At 39.0% G+C, this 21,921-nt stretch carries 11 protein-coding genes; 2 read left to right on the forward strand and 9 right to left on the reverse strand.

Annotated elements, in window-relative coordinates; translation table 11 throughout:
• Positions 1–29: 29 nt before the first annotated feature.
• The 6 genes from HT679_RS02090 to HT679_RS02115 form a co-directional block, all read right to left on the reverse strand.
• Complete coding sequence (locus HT679_RS02090) at positions 30–5,924, reverse strand: ZmpA/ZmpB/ZmpC family metallo-endopeptidase (protein WP_173212627.1); 5,895 nt, start codon at positions 5,922–5,924, stop codon at positions 30–32.
• Between the two features lie 202 nt (positions 5,925–6,126).
• A complete protein-coding gene (locus HT679_RS02095; RefSeq protein WP_173212629.1) occupies positions 6,127–7,305 on the reverse strand; it encodes a hypothetical protein in 1,179 nt (392 codons plus the stop codon).
• Between the two features lie 17 nt (positions 7,306–7,322).
• Entirely contained in the window at positions 7,323–10,973 is a 3,651-nt protein-coding gene (gene addA / locus HT679_RS02100; RefSeq protein WP_173212631.1) for a helicase-exonuclease AddAB subunit AddA, read from the reverse strand.
• Entirely contained in the window at positions 10,970–14,245 is a 3,276-nt protein-coding gene (rexB, locus tag HT679_RS02105) for an ATP-dependent nuclease subunit B (RefSeq protein WP_173212634.1), read from the reverse strand. Before rexB ends, addA begins: the two co-directional genes overlap by 4 nt.
• Positions 14,246–14,444: 199 nt before the next feature.
• Complete coding sequence (locus HT679_RS02110; protein WP_173212636.1) at positions 14,445–15,332, reverse strand: YegS/Rv2252/BmrU family lipid kinase; 888 nt, start codon at positions 15,330–15,332, stop codon at positions 14,445–14,447.
• Positions 15,333–16,135: 803 nt separating this feature from the next.
• The gene (locus HT679_RS02115) at positions 16,136–17,401 is read right to left on the reverse strand and encodes a hypothetical protein (protein WP_050242696.1); all 1,266 of its coding nucleotides are present in this window, start codon (positions 17,399–17,401) and stop codon (positions 16,136–16,138) included.
• 201 nt (positions 17,402–17,602) lie between these two features.
• On the opposite strand from HT679_RS02115, the gene HT679_RS02120 reads away from it, so the two are divergent.
• Entirely contained in the window at positions 17,603–18,100 is a 498-nt protein-coding gene (locus HT679_RS02120) for a tyrosine-type recombinase/integrase (RefSeq protein ID WP_240149567.1), read from the forward strand.
• Between the two features lie 87 nt (positions 18,101–18,187).
• On the opposite strand, the gene eno is transcribed toward HT679_RS02120, so the two are convergent.
• Positions 18,188–19,492: a surface-displayed alpha-enolase gene (gene eno / locus HT679_RS02125; protein ID WP_000022821.1), complete on the reverse strand. Its 1,305-nt coding sequence runs from the start codon at positions 19,490–19,492 to the stop codon at positions 18,188–18,190.
• A gap of 163 nt (positions 19,493–19,655) precedes the next feature.
• Here eno and HT679_RS02130 point away from each other — a divergent pair, with 163 nt between their 5' ends.
• Complete coding sequence (locus HT679_RS02130) at positions 19,656–20,102, forward strand: DUF1694 domain-containing protein (protein WP_173212638.1); 447 nt, start codon at positions 19,656–19,658, stop codon at positions 20,100–20,102.
• Here HT679_RS02130 and HT679_RS02135 read toward each other — a convergent pair.
• Both HT679_RS02135 and serB read right to left on the reverse strand, forming a co-directional pair.
• Complete coding sequence (locus HT679_RS02135; RefSeq protein WP_173212640.1) at positions 20,099–21,214, reverse strand: glycerate kinase; 1,116 nt, start codon at positions 21,212–21,214, stop codon at positions 20,099–20,101. The two genes, HT679_RS02130 and HT679_RS02135, sit on opposite strands and share 4 nt — an antisense overlap.
• 8 nt (positions 21,215–21,222) lie before the next feature.
• Positions 21,223–21,867 (reverse strand): phosphoserine phosphatase SerB, encoded by a 645-nt coding sequence (gene serB, locus HT679_RS02140; RefSeq protein ID WP_173212642.1) that lies wholly within the window; start codon positions 21,865–21,867, stop codon positions 21,223–21,225.
• Between the last annotated feature and the right edge of the window lie 54 nt (positions 21,868–21,921).

Here is a 21,921-nt window from a genome sequence, read left to right on the forward strand (position 1 = left end):
TCTTTAATTTTATTTCCTAACAGTAAAAACTATTTTTTATTCTCAAAAATTGAACTTCTAAAATCATCGGTTTGGTCAAGATAAGCTTTAAAGATTGCTTTTTTCAACTTATGAACCGCACTATCTGTTTCTGGATTATAGTTATCCCAATGAGGTGTATCTAAATCTTCCAATACAGCTTTTCTCATTAAATTTTCTAACTCGTTTATCGATTTAATAGTCTTTATTTTTCGATTATACCAAGGGGTTGATGGATCTTTAAATGACACTGTATTTAATTGTCCAAACTTATCTTGGCGCTCTTTATACATGGCCTTTTTAAAATCACTCCAAGTGTGGTATTGACCATTAAATAATTTCTGAAGTACTAATGTATCTGTTACTAATCCTTTGGTCTTACCATATGAGGTAATCGTTTTATTATTTGCCCTAGCATCGGGTTCAAATTGATTTGAGATATATGGTACCATACCATCTTTAAATCCTTTTGCAGCTAATAGTTCATAGGCTATACGACGGCCCATCAGGTCACCTGGCGTTCCTTTATCATTACTTAATGCTGCATAAATCGGCGCAAATAGTTTGATCGTATAGTAACCATTTCTTTCGTATTTACCTGAAGCATATTCCCTAGACGAAATAATATTATTCTCAATCAAATCATTAAATGAATGTAATTTTTCAGCTTCTGCATATGCCAAATCTTTAACTACATTTGTTGCATAGACACTATTTCCATCTGGATCTGGATGATACTCATTTGTAACTTTTCTAAGAAGTTGTTGTTTTTGATTCGTATCCAATTTAAGAATTGAATTTCCTTCAAGATATTCCAACATATAAACAACATCAAACATGTTGTGTACATATTTTTGAAGATCTGTCGCGTCTTTAAATCTCGTAGTTGGATCGAGTATTTGTAATCGTTCTCCTTCTTTACTATCCGATTTTAAATGTTTCAAGATCGAATTAATGGTGATTGTCGCATCTTCTGGATGGTCTGGTGCTTGCAATAAGCCTTTAGCAAAAAACTCTGGTCCCAAGCCACTTCTTCGACCATAGCCACCAAGATAGATGTCCTGATCTGAATCATGCGTCATTTCATGTGTATAAGTGATAGCTCCATCCTTATCCAACATACGATAACCCATATAATAAACGGCATCCCCTGTAGCATAAGCACCGTGTCCATTATGTCCAACCTTATTTCCAACAGGTCCAAAGAAATGTTTCATTGCAGGATTTGGATTATCAAAATCTGCTACTTCTGTAGCCTTTCCTTCAGTATTATCAGTTCCAAATTTATAGGCATCATAAAGCAAGATATTTCGGTAAAGTTTCTCACGCCCTTCCTTATCTAGAATACGATACCAATAATCATAGTGATCTCGTTGACGCTCTGCTGTTTCGTGAGCACTCTTTTCAACAAAGTTATTTAGATCACCATTTGCTTGATGTTCTTTATTACGATAGCGATCATAAGAACCAAAACCTAGACTAGATATGGTTGAAATGACAAATACGGATCTTTCTGGCAAGGTAAGTAGAGGCAGTACCATGTTACGGTATTTCCAGCTGTCGATAGTGATTCGATCATAGACACCGATAGAGTACTTGCTGCCAACTTTTTCCTGATTAGCCCTCACTTCTGGAATATTAGATTTTTCTTCAACGATTAAGGCTTTTGTCTGTGATTTAAACCATTCATTGTTAGTTTGATGTGGTGCAAATGCTTTACGGTAACCTTCTAAAGCACTAAACAAATCTTTTGTACTGTAGTTATTAGTCAACAAGGCATTGTAAGTAACCACATTATTTTTAGCCAAGAGATTGTTGTAGCCAGATTTGCCTAGTTCAATAATCGTATCAAGAGGAGAGGTATTTCCCTTACCAAAGAAATCCATATGGAACATAAGCAAATCTTTTGCGCTAGCCTTATCAAATTGGAAATCATACCAGCGTTCTAGATAGGTTAATCCTAGCATCAAGGCTTCTTTGTTGCGCTTGATTTTATCAACAATGTAATTGTCAATAGCACTATTATTTCCAGAAACAGCTGCATCAACTGAAAGTAATTTTTTAAGAGTTTCAGTTAAGTGATCTTTTGTCTTAGTGAATTGCTCATCTAGATAGAGTTCTGTTAATTTAACATTATCCGAAATTCCTAACAAATTCTTAAGAGCAGTTGGATTATACTGTACTGCAGTTAAGTCATTTTTAACTCTATCTATTATAGATGTATAATCTTTTAGGAAAGTATTTGGTGTGTATACTAGACCTGTAGTTCCAATAGTATACTCAGCCAGATTTGCAAAGTCACTATGGTAGGTTACGTTTACTTTCTCAGATGTTCCATCTTTGTAATGTAGTAATAAGTGATTGATAGAGTGCTTGTCTGAAGTAATATCTGAAACCACTTCCTCATTTTTCATAGCGACAACAGATAACAATTCTTTCTTAAATAGATTATTATCAGCTGACAATTGATTTCCATACTTCACAATGGTGTCTCTATTATAGAAAGGCAATAATTTTTCTATATTTTTATATGCAACTTCTCTTGCCGCTTGATAATGAGTGGCCTTGGTATAATCTACATCCTGTTTAGCAGAATTTGTGAAATCTTCCACGGTTATAGTTTTCTTTGTAGTAATCTGGTCTTTCTTGGCTTGAACTGCTTCTTTTTCAATCTCAGTACCACGTTCTACAGTGGAATCAACTGACATTACCTCATCTCCAACTGCTTGAACATTAACTACCTTATTGTCTTTATTACTGTATACCTTTGTCTGCTTCATACCATCAAAATGGTATCCAGAAATCGCATTCCCATTTGTAATATTCATATCGCTGAGAACGTTATTCAAGTGGCCGGTATTATCATCTGCTCCGCCGTCTTGTGTCCATAGGGAACCTGCAACTCCACCAACTCTAGCGAATGGTTTAACATTATTTATTTCACCTTCAGCATAACTATTTGCTACAGTTGCATTATTTTCTACGATACCTGCAATTCCGCCAATGGTTTGGTTAGAACGTTCTGCATTACTTGAAATAGTTACTGATGCTATAGAATGACCTACACTAGCATTCGTACCAGTTAATTGACCGACTAGACCACCAATTGCATACTGAGAGGTTGTAACAAAAGTATTTGTTATTCTTCCGGTGAAGCTACTATTACTTACGGTAGAATTTTCAACTTTTTGGACAAGTCCTCCGATACCTAGCTCACCAGCAATGATTCCATTTGCGTGAACGTTATCTAAAGTTGAAGAATTTGTGGCTTCCTTAGCAACTGATGCGACATGATTCTTACCAGAAATATTGACATCTTTTAAGGTGAGATCCTTAACAGTAGCGTGTTCTAATCTATTGAATAACGGCTTTTTCAAATTATAGATAGCATAATGTTTACCCTGATGACTACCAATCAATTTCCCTGTAAAGTTATTTGTAATATAACTTTCTTGATTTTCATTTAACTCAAACTCGCGAGCATTCATGGTCGCACCCAGTGTAAAAGTTCCATCTGGTCTACTATTCATATCAGTTACTAATTTTTTAAATGATGTGTAGATAGGGCTATCGTTTTGAACAACTTTTGGAAGATAATAAGTAAAATTATCTTGGTATTGATTGTCTACAGATTGCTTCAAGTGTTCCAATCTAGCTGTAATTTTATAGACTGCGTTACCGTCTTTTGTAGTGTCCTCAATATTTGAAACTGGGAGCAGTACATCTTTAAATTTAGTTGACTTCACCTTAATGAAATAAGCAGATTTATTATCTGGTACTTTATCCAATCTTGTATGCTGTCTTGACCGATCTCCTTCATAACTATAGAGCTCCACATCAGAAACACTTCTTAGTTCTATTGTTTTTTCTGGATCTGTTTCTTTCGGCTTCTCAACGGGAGTTTCAGGTTTTAGTTGCTCAATATTCCCCTTGTATTCAGGAAGTGGATCTACCTTTTCTGGTTCTACTAATGCACCAGCTTGTACGCCTGTATATTCTGGTAGGGGGGCTACCTGCTCCGGTTCAACAATAGCTCCAGCTTGTACACCTGTATATTCTTTCGGTGCTTCTACTTTCTCTGGCTCGACTATCGCTCCGGCTTGTACTCCTGTGTACTCTCTTGGTGCTTCGACTTTTTCTGGTTCTACTATTGCTCCAGCTTGTATACCCGTATATTCTCTCGGAGCTTCTACTTTCTCTGGCTCGACTATCGCTCCGGCTTGCACCCCTGTGTACTCTTTCGGTGCTTCGGCTTTTTCTGGTTCTACTATAGCTCCGGTCTGAACTCCTGTATATTCAGGTAGCGGTGCTATCTGCTCTGGCTCGACTATCGCTCCAGCCTGTGGACCTGTGTATTCTGGTAGTGGTGCCACTTGCTCAGGTGCGACTACAGCGCCAGCCTGTACCCCTGTGTATTCTGGTAGTGGTGCCACTTGCTCAGGTGCGACTACAGCGCCAGCCTGTACCCCTGTGTATTCTGGTAGGAGTGCAATCTGCTCAGGTTCACCTTTATCACTTACCACAGTATCTGGCGACTCTGGTTGAACCTCAGTCTCACCTTTGTCAGTCACAACTGCTTCCGGCAACGCTGGTTGAACTTCAGGTTCACCTTTATCACTTACTACTGCTTCCGGTAATTCAGGCTGGACTGCGGGTTCAACAATAGCTCCAGACTGTACGTCCTTATATTCTGTACCAGTCTCAGGTTGTTCCGTTATAACTTGAGTTTTTTTAGTACCTTTTTCGACTATTCTTGAAACAGGCGCAGTCGTTGAAGTTGAAACAATTTCTCGCGAAACTTCTTCCTTGTTTACAGAGAATATTCTGATGACTTCAACTTTTTTACCTAATGTACCTTCTTGTTTTACTCTTACAGTTCCTTCAGCTAAATCAGGATTCTCCTGAACTTCTTCTTGAAAATCTATTTTTGTCTCTATAGTTTCGTCACGATATAAGAGTTCAGGTTTATTCAACTGACCTGATAGAACTTCATCCTGTGGATTTAATGTATTTACCCCAGTCTTTTCTTTTGGAGAAATCTTTTCCTCTTTCTTCGTCTCTAGATTTTTGTGTTCGGCTAATTGTGCTTGAGAATTTGAAGATTGTTTCTCTTCTTTTGTTGGATCGGTTAATTCTGTAGAGAGAGGTTTTTCAACTACTTGAACTTCTGTCGGCTTAGTTGAAGAAACAGGTGTTTGTTCCTGAATAGCTTGTACTGTTGATGGATGGTCTACAAAATTCGGTGTAACACTATAATCTACCTTTTGTTGTTTTGTAGGAGTGGCTGCTGATTTTTCTTGATTATTTACTTTAGGCTCAGAAGTTATGTTTCCCTCTTTGATATATCCAACATATCTGTAACCTGAAATATCTTTAGGAAGAGGTAATTTTTCTCCAGAAGTCAATTCATAGTCCGTATTGTAATTCAGCAAAAGATGATTTTCTAAAGAATGGGCTGAAACTAAGACACCATTTCCTATTCCTGCAACCAATACTAAATGTAATACCGTTTTATTCTTAACTTTTTTCTTAGAAACAGCAAAAATTAAAATCCCCAGAGCCGCTAAGCTAGCACCAGCAACTAAGGCTTGCATCTCATTCTTGCTTCCAGTATTTGGCAATTCTCCCAATTGATTTTGGGAATTTAATTTATAAACAAGATAATAAGTCTCATCATCATTCTCCACGTATGTCGGAATATCATAGACAAGCTGCTTCTTTTCTTCTGATGATAGCTCTGACTCTGTCACATATTTATAGTGAACTCCTGAAGTTTCTTGAGCATCCACAGATGAACTAGCTAATACAGACATAAAAAATAAACTTGAAATCGTTGCAGATACAAGTCCTACTGATAATTTTCTAAATGAAAAACGCTCTTGTTTTTCACCAAAATATTTTTCCATGATTCCTCCTTGAAATACAATTTATAGATGTTACAAAGACTTTTATTATATTAGTGTATTATCTATAAAAAAGGCAGTATACCTTAATTATACTATTTATTTACCGAAAAGTCTTAAAATTGCGTAGCGTTTTCATACTTTGTTTTATATTATTTTGGGGATACAATAACACCTACCATGGAATTTACACGGTAGGTGTTACTCATATCACTAATCGTTCTAAAAATGGTTTGATGCAGTTGAGGAGAATTCCTTCTATCCAGCTTTCTTGTGCTGAGGATAGATGTTCTGTCTGAAGGCTTTCTTTTAGAAAATCGCGGACTTGTTCTGGTGAGATTTCAAACTCAAAGGCTTTCATTTTATAGAAAAAGTCGAGCAGATGGTCTGATAAGTATTCAGTTGAAAAAGGCACTTCTCCACTTTTTCGATATTCTAATAAGAGCCGAGCAAATCGGGCTTTTTCTTCAGGAAGCTCACGAAAATAGGAATTGAGGAGCCAGGTCTGCTTCTGCTTTCTTTCAATTGGATCCTGACTGGCAATTCGTTGGTCTTTTTCCAGCTCTTTTTGGTATTGTTTGGCCTTGATAGCCCGTTCTGTCCGATTTTTACCAAAAAGAATTTTCTCCCACTTGCGTTCTTCTTGAGTCAAGGTTTCTGTAAATCCAAAGTAATCCTGATAAGCACGCTCTGCGGGTCCCATGGCTAGGACCAGATTGTCTGCATATTGCTTGGCGATTTTATCTCTCTTTTTGCGCTCTTTCTCTGCCTGGATACGGAGTTCTTGTTCGTAGTCAATTTTCTCCTTACCTAGTTTGACAAGGTAGAGTTGGTCATCTGGTTTTCCAAGTAAAAAGGGTTTGATACACTTTTCAAGGACTTCTTCCATCCGAGCCTTTTTCTTTGGCTCCGCCTTGGTCCAACTTCCTCCTTGAAAGACTTCTAGGAAGAGCTGGTAGTCTCTCTCAGGTGTAAATTGATTGCCGCGATTAGGCTTGAAAACACCTTTTTCCCAGAGCCATTTTAGAAGTCGCTCGTCAAAGTCACTTTTATTGACCTTGATTTTTTCCTTTTTCTGAACTTTTCTGGTTAGATTTTCAACCTTTCTGAGCAGTTTTTCTTCTTCTTCCAATTGCTGGTCAAGGGACAATCGATGAAAATGACGAACACAGTCGCTACCAATTGGAAAGAGACGTTGGCCTGTGACACCATTAAAGAGTTCGTAGGCGTACTTGATGGCATTCCCACAGATACAATTGCTACGGCCGATACCGTTAAAAATCAAGGAAACTTCATTCCATTCCTTGGTAGCTTGTTCCCAAGTATCAGCTTTTGAAGCCTGTAAAACCGCATCGTGTAGGGATTTTCTAACTGGAAGTGTCATGAGGTCTCCTTTCTAGATTATACTTTTACAACTTGAACCTCGTCTTTACCGAGTAAAATCAAGTATTTTTCAATATTTTCAATCGAATAGGCTCGAGATAAAGCCTCTCCGTATAGGGCTAACTGACCACGATAGCGGTCTACGAGTTGACTTGGTTCATCATAGCGGTCTGTCTTATAGTCGAACAGAACAATTTTGTCTTCGTAAAGTAGATAGCCATCAAGGATACCACGGACAACAAAGTCTTCCTGACTCTTTTGGTCACGTTTGAGCATGGAGAAAGGTTGCTCGCGATAGAGATGGTTGGTATTGGCGAGAATTTCCTGACCGAGTGCTGTGTCAAAGAATGCAAGAATTTTAGCAAGATTGATCTTGTCCCTAACAGCTGGGCTGGTTTGAACTTGTTTGAGAGTTTCTGTCAGGCTAGCAAGTGTTGGTCGCTGACTGAGGTCAATTCTCTGCATGAGTTCGTGGGTAGCACTACCAATCTCAGCTCCTGTTACCTTTTCTTTGGTTGAAAAATCTGGTAAATCAAAACTAATTTTCTTGTCTACTAACTGGCCTTGACTAGCAATCTCGACACCTTCCATATCTATAACAGGTTCGTAGAATTTCTTGATTTGACTTGGTGTTTGAACACTAGGCAGTTCAATGGCTGCCCGATGAAGAGTATTATAAACTTCCACCTCTTTCAGCATTTCAAGGGCTTCTTTGATGGTTTCTGACTGACGATTGTCTGCTTGAGAGCTAGCTTGGAGAGGACTTTTGTTTTCCAACTGACCTATAGCTTCTCTAGTCAGCTGATCTTCACCAACAAAACGATAGCTAAAGTTGAGATGATCCTTGGCAAACACTTTGCTGATAGCCCAAAGCCAATCTTGGAAATTCTTGGCTTGGAGTCTAGTGTTGCTATTTAGTTTTCCATTTTTAGCTGCTGGGTATTCCTTGGCTTCCAGCTTTTCACGAGAACCCTTGCCGACAAGATAGAGCTTTTTCTCAGCCCGCGTCATGGCAACATACAGCAGACGCATTTGCTCAGAATAGCTTGCCAGCTGTAATTCCTCTTCATTCTGCCTATAGGTCAGGCTAGGAATAGAGAGCTTGATGGTTTTAGGATAGTGATCTTCCACTGCTCCTGTCTCCATTTTAGCAATATATTTGACACCAAGCCCATTTTTACGGCTGAGAATGACCTCTGACATAGAGTCTTGCTTGTTGAAATCTTGATCCATATTGAGAATAAAGACGTAAGGAAACTCCAGCCCTTTACTCTTGTGGATGGTCATGAGCTCTACTGCATCTTTTGGCGGTGCGACAGCCACGCTTGCCAAATCGTGCTGGGCTTCTAAAACCTGATCAATCATACGAATAAAACGAGACAAGCCTTTGAAATTGCTCTTTTCAAATTGATCAGCACGCAGTGCTAGGGCATAGAGATTGGCCTGTCTAGCAGGACCATTTGGCAAGGCTCCAACATAGTCATAATAAAAACGGTCGTTATAAATCTTCCAAATCAAGTCATAGAGGGAGTGGGTCTTGGCATACAAGCGCCAAGAAGCCAAGATATCCAGGAATTGCTTTAGTTTCTCAGCTAGAGCCGTGTGAATCAAGTTTTTCTGGATTGTTAGCATTTTTTGTGCATTGATCAGTTTCTCATAGAGATTTTCTTGGACTTTATCCTCTGCTTTCTGAAGGGACAAACGTGCTAACTCGTCTTCATCAAAGCCAAACATTGGAGACTTCATAAGGGCAACCAAGGCATAGTCTTGCAGGGGATTGTGAATGACACGAAGAGTATCTAACATGACTTGCACTTCTAGGGATTGGAGATAATTGTTTTGCTCTCCGTCAGTTTTGACAGGAATCCCGTACTCAGACAGGGCGAGAAGAATCTGGTCATTACGACTGCGGCTGGAGGTCAAAAGGGCAATTTCTTTAAAGGCAACACCTTTCTCCTGATGAAGTTTCAGAATCTCCTTGATGACTAAGCGCATCTCACCTGTTAAGTTAATGTCTGCTCGGCTCTCTTCTTCCTCACCTGTGTCGTCCTTGTCATAGAGGAGAAATTCTGCCTTGTTATCAGGATTAGAAGTCAGTTTGGTATTGGCAAAAACAAGCTGGTGCATGTTATCATAGTTGATTTCGCCGACCTCTTGGTCCATGAGACGTTCAAAAACATCATTGGTTGCTGATAGCACTTCTGAACTACTACGGAAATTTTCCTTTAGGAGAATCAGCTTGCCTTCTTGGGGATTTTGCGCATAGCGTTGGAATTTTTCATTGAAAATCTGCGGGTCTGCCTGACGGAAACGGTAGATAGATTGCTTGATATCCCCCACCATAAAGCGATTATGGCCATTAGACAGCAATTCCAGCATCCGTTCTTGAATGTGATTGGTATCCTGATACTCATCGACCATGACTTCGTGGAAACGCTCCTGATAAGCCTCACAGACTTGCGGGAAATTCTCTAAAATCTCGATAGTGTAATGGCTTATATCAGCGAATTCAAAGGCATTTTCCTGTCGTTTTCTCTGACGATAAGCCTCCACAAAATCACTCATGAAGGTTTGGAAGGTTTTAGCTAGTTTCCAAGTGTCTCCATGATAACGTTCTTGATAGTCGAGAATGGTTATCTGGTCTGACAGTTGTCCTAGTTTAGCAAACTGGGTCTTTCTTTCTTCGTTGTAGGCATCGGCCAGTGGCTTCAAATCAGCCTTACGACTGGCATTAGTCAGAGCTCGACCGTTTTTCTCTTTCGAAATTGCGACAACACGCACAAGCACTACTTGATAAGCCTGACTATCGGACTCCTGATTTAAGGAGCTAATTTCATCCAGAATCAACTGAACATTTTCTAAATAAGCAGCCTTTGCAAACTCCTTGGCATCATTGTCCAGATGATAACGGAAAAAGCTTTCCAAATCCCAAAGGGCTTGTTTGATTTGCTCAGTTAGTTTTTCTTTTTCACTGGTAAAATCAGCTTTTTCAAAGCCTTTTAAGAAAGATTCACTCAGCCATTTCTGAGGATTACTGGTGGATTGGAGGAAGTCATAGATTTTATAGACTTGCTGGCGCAACCCCCGTTCATCTTTTCCACGTCCAGCAAAATTTTTTAGTAAATGGCTAAAGGTCTCTTTCTGTTTACCTTGGTAATGGGCTTCAAAGACCTCATGAAAGACTTCATTTTTTAGAAGGAGTTGCTCGCTCTGGTTTTGTAAAATACGGAAATTAGGCGCAATATCAAGCAGATAGCCATGTTTACCAAGGAATTTTTGTGTAAAAGAGTCCATGGTACCGATGGCAGCATTGGGTAGGTCTGCCAACTGACGACCCAAGTGTTGTTTGAGATCAATGTCATCGCTTTCTTGGATTTGTTGGCTGATTTTTTTCTCCAAACGTTCTTTAAGTTCAGTCGCAGCCTTAACGGTAAAGGTTGAGATAAAGAGTTGAGAAATTTCGACACCACGCGCTAATTGGTCCAGAATACGCTCGGCCATGACAAATGTTTTCCCAGAACCAGCCGATGCTGAAACGAGGATATTTTGACCAGAAGTGTAGATGGCTTCGATTTGCTCAGCAGTTTTCTTTTGTTCCTTGCTCGACTGCGCTTCTGCATCTTGCAGTTTTTGAATCTCCTCTTCACTTAAAAAGGGAATGGGCTTCATCGATTCAACTCCTCTCTTATTTTTTCAAACCAAGCTTGCTTGAGTTTTTCTCCGACCAGACGCTTGCCATCAGCCAGGTCCAACTTTTCTAGGAAACGGGCTTGACCCAAGTGGTAATTGGCTTCAAATCCTGTGATGGCTTGGTGTTGCTGAACATACGGTGCAATACTTCTGCCATTTTCAGTATAAGGGTTAATGGCGAACTGGCCTGCTAAAATCTTCTCAGCAGCTTTCTTGTAAAGACAGGCATTGTAGTCCAGTAGGAGCTGAAATTCCTCATCTGTCAGCTGATTAGCCTTGTTTTTGTTGTAAAAATCGCCCAAATGACTGCTTTCTTTTTCTAAAAAGAGTCCTTGGTATTTCATAGATTTGCTGGCTTCTACGACTGCACCTGCCAAATTCTTAACGGCCATCAAAGATTGGACAGGTTCAGCCATTTCCAAGTACATAGCACCAAAAAAGTTCTGCTCCCCTTCTCTTTTTAGAGCAGCAAGATAGGTTGGTAACTGGGAATTGAGCCCATTAAAGAAATGAGGAAACTGGAACTGAGTCAGACTGGATTTGTAGTCTACCACTCCTATCGCCCCATCAGCTTTCAAACGGTCAATCCGGTCAACCTTACCTCGTACATGGACACTGCGTCCATTGTCCAATTGAATAAAGGCTTGCTCTTTCCCACCGAAATTCGCTTCCTCTTTGATGGTTTCGATGGCTAGATTGTGTCGGAGAATATGGCCAGTCGTCCGTGCCACATCAAGCAGAATTTCCTTGGTAAACTGGGCTTCCAAACTTTCTTGATAAATAGCTTCAAATTCGCGTTCTTGACTGGTTTCTTGAATAGCTTGTTCTAAACGTTGGTCAAAAGAATCTTCGTCAGGCAACTGCAAGGCTCGTTCAAAAATACGGTGCAAGAAATTTCCGTGACTACGGGCATCAGGACGCAAACGTAATTCCTCCTGCAAGCCTAAAACATAACGTAGGAAATAACTGTATTGGTTCCGGTAAAACTCCGTCAAACCTGATGTAGAAAGGTAAAACTTCTGTTCAGCAGGATAGAGAGCTTGTAAGGTATCCTTGGTCAACTGCTTACTGCTTGGACTGATTGGGAGGGCTGGATTTTCCAGACCTTGCAGTTCTAGTTTTTTACCCATGACACGCGCAAGAACCTTGACAAAGGTCAAATCTTGCTCCGTCTCACTCATCTCGCCCTGCTGGTGATAGGCAACCAGACTGGACAAAAGACTGTGATAGGAACCCATATCCTCCTTAGATAGCCCTTTGTGATTCATCCTCCTCTCTCTCCGACTAAATCCAAAATGGACCAGTTCTTGAAGATAGGCTGACTCCTTACTTTCACTTTCGTTAAAAAGGCTTGGAGCTGACAAGATTAACTCTTTACGAGCAGAATTGACCAAAGAAAGCATAGTATAGCGATTTTTCTTGAGGTTTTCACTGCTGGCAATCAGCAATTGACTCCCCTCTTCTGTCGCTTGGTTTAGGTTTTGCCTTTCTTCATCTGTCAAAAGACTAGTGTTTTGCGCAATTTTTGGTAAATTGTCCTGAGTCAGCCCAATGGCATAGACAAAGTCAGCAGTCAGTGGTGCAATCAAATCGTAACTCTGCACCAGAACGGTGTCCACTGTCGCTGGAATAGTACGGTATTGGGACAAACTCATTCCAGAATGGAGCAAGGCAAGGAAGTCCTCCAGACTAACTTGTGAACCAGCAAAAACGGTCGCAAATTGTTCTAAAACATGACAGAATGTCTTCCAGACCTCGGCTTGTCTTTCCTGTTCTACAGTTTCCATAGTGGCTGTCAAATCTTGTAACTGCTTGGTCACTGAACTTTCTTTTAGAAAGCTATTCCACTTTTGCAAGAGATTTTCAGCCTTCTGCTTTCGGCTGGCAAAGAGAGTTTCAAGAGGTTCTAAAATTCTCAGGCGAAGGGCATTCAAACGCTCAAGATTAAATTTTCCATGGTGGGATTTGGTGAAGGTTTGCTGAAAGGCTGGCAAGCCATTGATACCAAGATAGCGGATATATTGCTCAAAAGCGTCAATATCAGCCTGACTGAGGTCGGTATACAAACCTGTTCTGAGAAGGTTTATCAAATCCTCCTGACGGAAACGATAGCGTTTCAAAGCCAAAATAGACTCGACAAACTGTGTCAAGGGATGATGAGCCATGGATTCGCTTCTACCAAGATAGAAAGGAATCTGGTACTGGTCAAAAATAGTTTTGAGAGATAACTGGTAAGAAGCCACATCACCCAAGAGAATACGAAAATGCTTGTAACTCAGGTCTGAGTTCTCATGCAATTTCTGACGAATGCTACGGGCTAGCAACTCCAACTCTTCTTTTTGCGTCAAGCAAGACCAGATTTGTAAGTTTTCACGGTCCTTCTCATCGACATCCAATGTGAGTTCTGAAAAATCATAAGAAGACTCTAGCAAACGAGAGGCCTTGTCAAAGCTATCCATCTTCTCATGAGTTTGAGAATAGTCTTGAGCAGGCGTTTGGTATTTAGAGGCTAGATGATGGAGAAACTCCACACTGGCTTGGTAAAGATTGCCCTCACTAAAAGGACTAGTATAAGCTTTCTTACTCGCATAAGCCCCAATAACAATCTCAACACCCTTCCCATGAAGTAAGTCCACAATTCGCTCTTCTTCGGCAGAAAAACGGGTAAATCCATCAATAACCAAGGCAATTTGAGTAAAATCACTACTAACTTTGTCATTCTCAATAGCTTCAATCAAATGGGACAACTGACTTCCCTGAGCTAACTGCTCTTGATTGAGGTAGGCCGTTACTTTCTCAAAAATCAAGAGTAAGTCTGCTCGCTTGTCCTCATCCGTCAAACTCTCCAAGTCCAAAAAACTCATCTGAGCTTTGGTCATCTCGTGGTAAAGCTCAATCAACTGCTGGATAAACTGAGGATCCTGCTTGATGGCGCCGTATACTCGTAAATCCTTGGGGTCAAGTTCTGCAAGGCATCTGTAAAATACCATCCCAAGACCGATATCATCAAGAGTAGTTTTAGCTGGTAAATCATTCAAGACCAGATAACGAGCCATTTGAGCAAAGCGCGTGACGGTAATCGCAAAAGAAGCCTGCTGGGGCAAGCATTCCAGCACGGCACGTTCCTTTTCAAAAGAAAGAGAGTTAGGAGCGATATAGAAGACTCGCTTGCCAGCAGCAACTAACTCCTCCGCCTCTCTGGTTAGAATTTCTGTCAAAGAAGTCCGAATATCAGTATAAAGTAATTTCATCTCAGCCTCGTTGGAATTTTTCATTACCTTTTATTATACCATTATTAGCCTCGTAAATCTGTTAAAATATTTAGACCATCCTTTCTTTTCTTCATCATCTACTAAATCTTAAATACTTAGCTTTACTTGTATTAGATAGAATAAATCTGGCTACTGAAAATCACATAATAAAAAAGCCTCGGTAACAAGGCTTTGAGTTTTATGATTGTTCCCTAGGTCCAGAGTAGACTTCAATGTGTTGTCCTAGTACCTTGATATCGACTGGTAGATTATCTGATTTATCGCCATCAACATCGGACTCTAATTCGATATCAGAAGAAATTTTAATAGTACGTGCCTTTATATATTCAATATTTTCATTCTCTACAAGATCTCCTTTTAACAAATCCGGAATCAAAGATAATTTAGAGAATATAGAAGCATCTTTCAAAATTAGAATATTTGCATATCCATCCTTGTTTTCTTCAAAGATTTTTTTATCGGCAAAATAATTTGTTAGAAGTACTAAAACATGACTTGCTTCCCCAAGGTAATTTCCATTTTCGGTTTCGACTTTAATGTTAAAGACTTGATCTGTCATGACTGACTTCATGGTATTAACTGCATAGGCCAAGATACCAAATTTCGTTTTATCTTCAATTTCAACATTATGAATGGCTTCAGGGAGAGACCCGATACTAAAGATATATCCAAAATAGTGACCATTTGCTTTTCCAATATCAATCTTATCAGTTAAATTGAAATCCAGTTCTTCAATAGCTCCGTCAATATCTTGATTGATTTCTAAAAGTTTTGTAATCAGGTTACCAGTACCACCTGGTATAATTCCCAGTTTAGGAATATAGTCCCTTTCAGCAATCCCTGAAATAACTTCATTGACTGTACCATCTCCACCAAAAACTAGAATTGATTCATATCTTTCTCTAGCAGCTTCTTCTGCGAAATTTGTAGCATCTTTGGCTTTTTGAGTAATTTTAGTTTCCACATCATCAAAATACTCTCTTGCTTTATTCTCCAGCTTCTCTTTGTAATCTAAAGCTTTTTCTCCTCCAGAAGTTGGATTGATAATTAGCATTATTTTTTTCACTCTGTATTTTCTCCTTAAAATTGAAATAGAAAGGTTATTCTCGATGAAAATCAAAGCGTAAACTAGGAAACTAGACGCAGGCTACTCACGACATTGTTTTGAGTCTGTATATTAGCCTGACGTGGTTTAAAAAGATTTTCTAAGAGTATTAACCTGATGACACATGATATTTGCGTATATTGCTATTATACAATGAAATGTTAAAAAATAGAAATAAATTGCTTTTAATATCGGTTTTTATCTCATATTAAAAAATGATCTATTTTTTACTAGTAGGTTGTTCTTAATCATCCAAACTAGTCTCTCTCCTCCCCACGATGGAATATAGTTTGTAGATATTATTGCTATTTTCTAGTTCCGGATAAAGATAAAGCTCACTTGAAAGAAGATTTTCCCCATACATAAGTCAGTCTTTCTCTGACTAGCTACTAGCAGATAGACGAGTTAATGTTCATTGTCTACTAATCTGAAAATGAAAATACTTCAGAGGCAGGCACAGCTAAGGATGAAAAAACTCAATTTTTAAGAGAATATGAAATGATACTCAATCAAAATCAAATAGCAAACTAAAAATCTAGCCACAGCTTACTTAAAGCAGAACTTTGAGGTTACAGATCAAACTAACGCGGTCAGCTCAAGACACTGTTTTGAATTTGTAGATTAGACTGACATGGTTTGAAGAAATTTTTAAGAGAATATAAATTATCTAGTATTACAATAAAAGGCATCTTATCAAGTGTTTTTGACACCTGATAAGATGCGCTTTCCTGTTTGTAAATATTTTTCTCCAACTTTATTATCATTTAAGATAAGACGCTTCCATCATGTTTTGCATCATCATCAACAAACTGTTCTTTCACCAAATCCTTGATATCACTTTTGATACTTTTAGTATCTATAATAGAATCTTCACCAAGTTGGTGAAATGTCGCCTTATCTCTAATAGTATATTCTTGTTCATCGTCATATTTTTTGGTTATCAATCGAATCATCTTTCGTCTTAAAGATTTTTCCCCTTTGATGTTTCCTCTTTCTTTTATCCATGCCACTGCTAAAATGACCAGCATTAGACAACCGACATAACCTAAAAGAGGATACATAATGGAGACTAATTCTTTAAATCCCATAAAAGATAAACCATATCCTATAGCGACCGTAGCAATTAGAATAGGGTAAAAGCGCTTCGGTTTGTTTGAAGAGAAACGTTTTGCCAAGGCATAAAATAAACTGAAAGCTGTATTAAAAATAAGTCCAAAAATAATTAGAGCATACAGCAAAGAAAATAGAGGATGAATTTGCTCCGCAATTGTTAACATAGGAATATCAACAGTTGAAACAAGTTTTATATTGGCGTATAAAATACCAGTTGCTACGGTAATAATCAAACTAACTACAAGTCCACCTAAGAGACCACTTTTTTCCGCAACACCAATTCTCATGACAGAACCTCCTAAGACAAATGCCATGGATACACCAGTCATAACAGTTAGTGCGAAATAATTTAGTAAAGAAACCCATACATTGGGCATCGGAGAAGAAAGTGTAGCTGTGATTGCTTCTAACTCTTCAAAATCAAAACTTTTCCCTACGAACGTATGGACTGCCATAATGATAATCATGACAAAGACCAAAGGAGTAAATATCCCAAGAACGCTGGTAATCTTTTCAAAATTAAGAAAACTGACAATAATGACCAAGATAGCACAAATCAATCCTCCCAACCAAAATGGCAAACCAAATTGTTGGTTAAGGTTTGAACCAGCCCCAGCAATCATAACAAAACCAATTACAAAGCAGGAAACAATTAAAGCAAAATCAAGAATCTTATTAGTAATAGGCCCGGCAATTTGGGAAAGAACTTCAAAATGATCATTTGAACGGAAATAGCTTCCTAAGGTAATGATAATTTTACCAAAAATAATACTTATGATTCCAAGAACAATCGTTCCAATGATACCCCATTTACCAAAACTAACAAAGTATTGCATTAAATCTTGGCCTGAAGATAGTCCAGCACCAATAACAACACCGACATAAGCTAATGCTATATTTAAAATACGTTTTAACACTATTTTCTCCTAACCGTTATCACTACAATAAATGACTGTCTATTTAGTATACTATTTTCTTATATTATTGTCAAAAATATAGGTATTAGAACCTTGTACATAGAAATATTTCTGCACGATATAGCAAGATAACACAAGGACTAGTCAGTTACTAATCAAACTTTTATAGTTCTCAATTGTTTGGAGATATTGGCTAGTCTTATGTTAGATAAATATCACAAAGATAGCAATACATTAGACATCCATACAACATTCAACCGATACATTCCAGATGATGACGGTACTAAGACTTTTGCAAGCTTTCGAACTACCCACTTAACTAAAAGAGAAATTGAGATACTAGACAAAATGATTGAACTGAACCAGCTCAGTGAAAATACTGACCCAAATTGGTACAAAAGCACTCGTATATTCGTCACAAACACTGGTAAGCCAATCCATAGTTCAATTCTAAGCAAGTCTCTCCAGCGAGCAAACGAACGCCTTAAAAAACCAATTCCTAAACATCTGTCCCCTCACATCTTCAGACATACAACTATTAGCATTTTAGCTGAAAATAAAATTCCGCTAAAAACAATCATGGATAGGGTTGGACATTCTGATTCTGATGTTACTAATTCCATCTATACCCACGTCACAAAGAACATGAAAGATGAAGCAATCAATGTACTGGATAAAGTTATGAAAAAGATTTTTTAAAAAGTTTTGCCCCTTTTTTGCCCCCTAAATACAAAAATAGCCCTTCGGATAAAATCCGAGGGGCTAGAAACGTTGTTAAATCAACGATTATTTCTTAAGGTTGTAGAATGATTTCAATCCACGGTATTCAGCTACTTCACCAAGTTGGTCTTCGATGCGAAGCAATTGGTTGTATTTAGCGATACGGTCTGTACGTGAAAGTGAACCAGTCTTGATTTGTCCTGCGTTAGTTGCAACTGCGATGTCAGCGATTGTTGAATCTTCAGTTTCACCTGAACGGTGTGATACAACGGCAGTGTAACCAGCTTCTTTCGCCATTTCGATAGCGTCGAATGTTTCAGTAAGAGTACCGATTTGGTTAACTTTGATAAGGATTGAGTTAGCAGCACCTTCTGCAATACCTTTTTCAAGGTAAGAAGTGTTTGTTACGAAGAAGTCGTCACCAACCAATTGAACTTTACCACCAAGACGTTCAGTAAGAGCTTTCCAACCGTCCCAGTCATTTTCATCCATACCATCTTCGATAGTGATGATTGGGTATTTGTTTACCAATTCTTCAAGGTAATCGATTTGTTCTGCAGCAGTACGTACAGCTGCTCCTTCACCTTCGAATTTAGTGTAGTCGTAAACTTTACGTTCTTTATCGTAGAATTCTGATGAAGCACAGTCAAATCCGATAAATACGTCTTTACCAGGAACATATCCAGCAGCTTCGATAGCAGCAAGGATAGTTTCAACTCCGTCTTCAGTTCCTTCAAAACGAGGAGCAAATCCACCTTCGTCACCTACGGCTGTTTCCAAACCACGAGATTTAAGGATTTTCTTAAGAGCATGGAAGATTTCAGCACCCCAACGAAGAGCTTCTTTGAATGATGGCGCACCAGCAGGTACGATCATGAATTCTTGGAAAGCGATTGGAGCGTCAGAGTGAGAACCACCGTTGATGATGTTCATCATTGGAGTTGGAAGAACTTTAGTATTGAATCCACCAAGGTAGCTGTAAAGTGGGATTTCAAGGTAGTCAGCGGCAGCACGAGCTACAGCGATAGACACACCAAGGATTGCATTTGCACCCAATTTACCTTTGTTAGGAGTACCGTCAAGAGCGATCATAGCACGGTCGATAGCTTGTTGATCACGTACATCGTAGCCAATGATAGCTTCAGCAATGATGTTGTTTACGTTGTCAACAGCTTTTTGTGTACCAAGACCACCGTAACGAGATTTGTCACCGTCGCGAAGTTCAACTGCTTCGTGTTCACCAGTAGAAGCTCCTGATGGAACCATACCACGTCCGAAAGCACCTGATTCAGTGTAAACTTCTACTTCAAGTGTTGGGTTACCGCGTGAGTCTAGGACTTCGCGAGCGTAAACATCAGTAATAATTGACATTTTTTACTCTCCTTATGAGTTAAATTTTTTACACCTCTATAATACCTTAAAACCCCTCCTTTTTCAAGAAAAAACGTTATCTTTGTGCAAATTTTCCTTAACTTTATAAAGTAATCGCTTTCTTTTGTCTGTTTTATTCTAACTTTTATGATATACTATTTTCATGACAGATTTATCAAAACAATTACTTGAAAAAGCTCATGGTGGGCCAAAACTAAATCCGGATGAGCAAAGACGCTATCTTGGTACTTTTGAGGAAAGAGTTCTTGGCTATGCAGATATTGACACGGCAAATAGCCTTCAGCTAGAAAAAGGCTTTTTATCTATTTTAGAGAACCTTCAGGAAAAGGCTGAGCCACTATTTGTGAAAATCTCACCAACTATCGAATTTGACAAGCAAGTTTTCTACTTAAAAGAAGCTAAAGAAGCTGATAGTCAAGCTACCATTGTGTCTGAAGAGCATACTTCTTCTCCCTTCGGTCTTGTTATCCATAGCAATGCACCCGTTCAAGTAGAAGAAAAGGATCTTCGACTTGCTTTTGCAAAACTTTGGGAAGGTAAAAAGGAAGAACCAGTCAAAACATCTTTATGGAAGAAATGGTTTGGCTAAATCTTGCGCATATTTAATAAATGCCCGATATTGGCAGCCTTGCGCTCCAGATAGAGACTGGCATTTTTCAAACTATCTTCTAAAGGTTCGCTTTTCTCTAAAATAGAAAAGGCAGCTTGGATATTTTCAAATGGTAGGGATGGTAAATCTTCAGCAAGACTACCACAAATAGCAATAACAGGAACTCCGACAGGGGTTCTTTTTGCTACGCCTATCGGCGCTTTCCCAGCAAAGCTTTGACTGTCCAGTCTACCTTCGCCAACGATAACTAAATCAGCATCTGCAACTTTCTTATCAAAATCAATCAAATCTAAACATGTATCAATTCCAGACACGATATTTGCCTGAGCAAAGGCACACAAACCACCAGCAAGGCCTCCACCAGCTCCTGCTCCTTTAATTTCCAATGTTGCAGGGGAGACTTTTTCATAAAAATCTTGGATCGCTTGATCTACGACCTCAAACATAGTAGGATCTAGGCCTTTTTGTTTGCCAAAAGTATAGGTCGCACCTTGATGACCACATAAGGGACTCACGACATCTGCTAAAATACGAATTTGAACATCTTCAGGAATTTCATAGCGATTTTCTGTTGAAACAGAAGCTAAGTTTAATAAGGACTGACCGCAAGCGGGCAAGACATCTCCATCCCTATCATAAAATTGATAGCCTAAACCAGCAGCGATCCCAATTCCTCCGTCATTACTGGCCGTACCACCAACGCCAATATAGATATCTTTAATCCCTTGAGCAATGAGATGGCGAATCAACTCTCCAATACCACAAGTTTGGATTTGAAGTGGATTTCGTTTCTCTAGCGGAATTTTTCCAAGGCCAACCAAATCAGCTACTTCAAATAGTGCCAGTTCCCCTTTTTGAAAATAGCGCATGGCTTCTTTTTGTCCAAAAGGGCCTGTCACTTGGATCCATTTTTCTTCAAGGTCAAGAGATTGTCGGATAGCATCTACAGTACCTTCCCCACCATCACCAACAGGACAGAGGAGACAGTCTACATCTGCTATCGATTGTTGGAAGCCTCTTTTAATAGATTCAGCTACCTCTTCAGCAGTCAAGCTTTCCTTAAACGAATCTGGTGCAATAACAATCTTCATATTTTCCCTCATTCTAAACAGTCAATCAAAGGAAGTACTTCTAAAAAATCCCTCTTGTCAACATGATGTTGTATTTCTTTTTTGAGCACTTCTTTGGCACAAAAGGCGATTCCAAGTCCCGCCGACTTCAACATTAATAGGTCATTGGCCCCATCACCGATTGCAACTGTTCTTTCTCTAGGAAGTTTGAGTTCCTCTCTCCATTTTTCCAGAATCTCTTTTTTGACCTGGGGACTGATAAGTTGTCCAATCAATTTTCCAGTTAAAAGACCATCTTTGACTTCAAGTTGATTGGCAGAGAAATAGGCAATCCCTAGAGATTTTGCTAATCTTTCAACTATTGGTGTAAATCCACCAGACACCAGACCAACTAGAATGCCATTCTGTTGGAGAATGGAAATGAATTCTTGGGCATTTGGCGTTAGATGAATAGAGTTGAAGATTTTATCAAATACCGAAATAGGAAGACCTTCCAAGAAGAACACTCTGTCTCGTAAACTGCTTTCAAAGTCCAACTCTCCTCGCATTGCCCGACTTGTAATCTGCGAAATTTCTTCCTCACGACCTATATCTCTTCCCAACAAATCAATCACTTCTTCTAGGATTAAGGTTCCATCCACATCCATAACACACAAACCTTTTACTTGAGACATCAGTTCTCCTCTCTAAACAGCCTAAAAATCGTATGAAGTCATCATACGATTTTA

Origin of the sequence: Streptococcus sp. 4886 (genome assembly GCF_013276485.1) — a bacterium.
In the GTDB taxonomy this organism is placed as follows: Bacteria; Bacillota; Bacilli; order Lactobacillales; family Streptococcaceae; genus Streptococcus.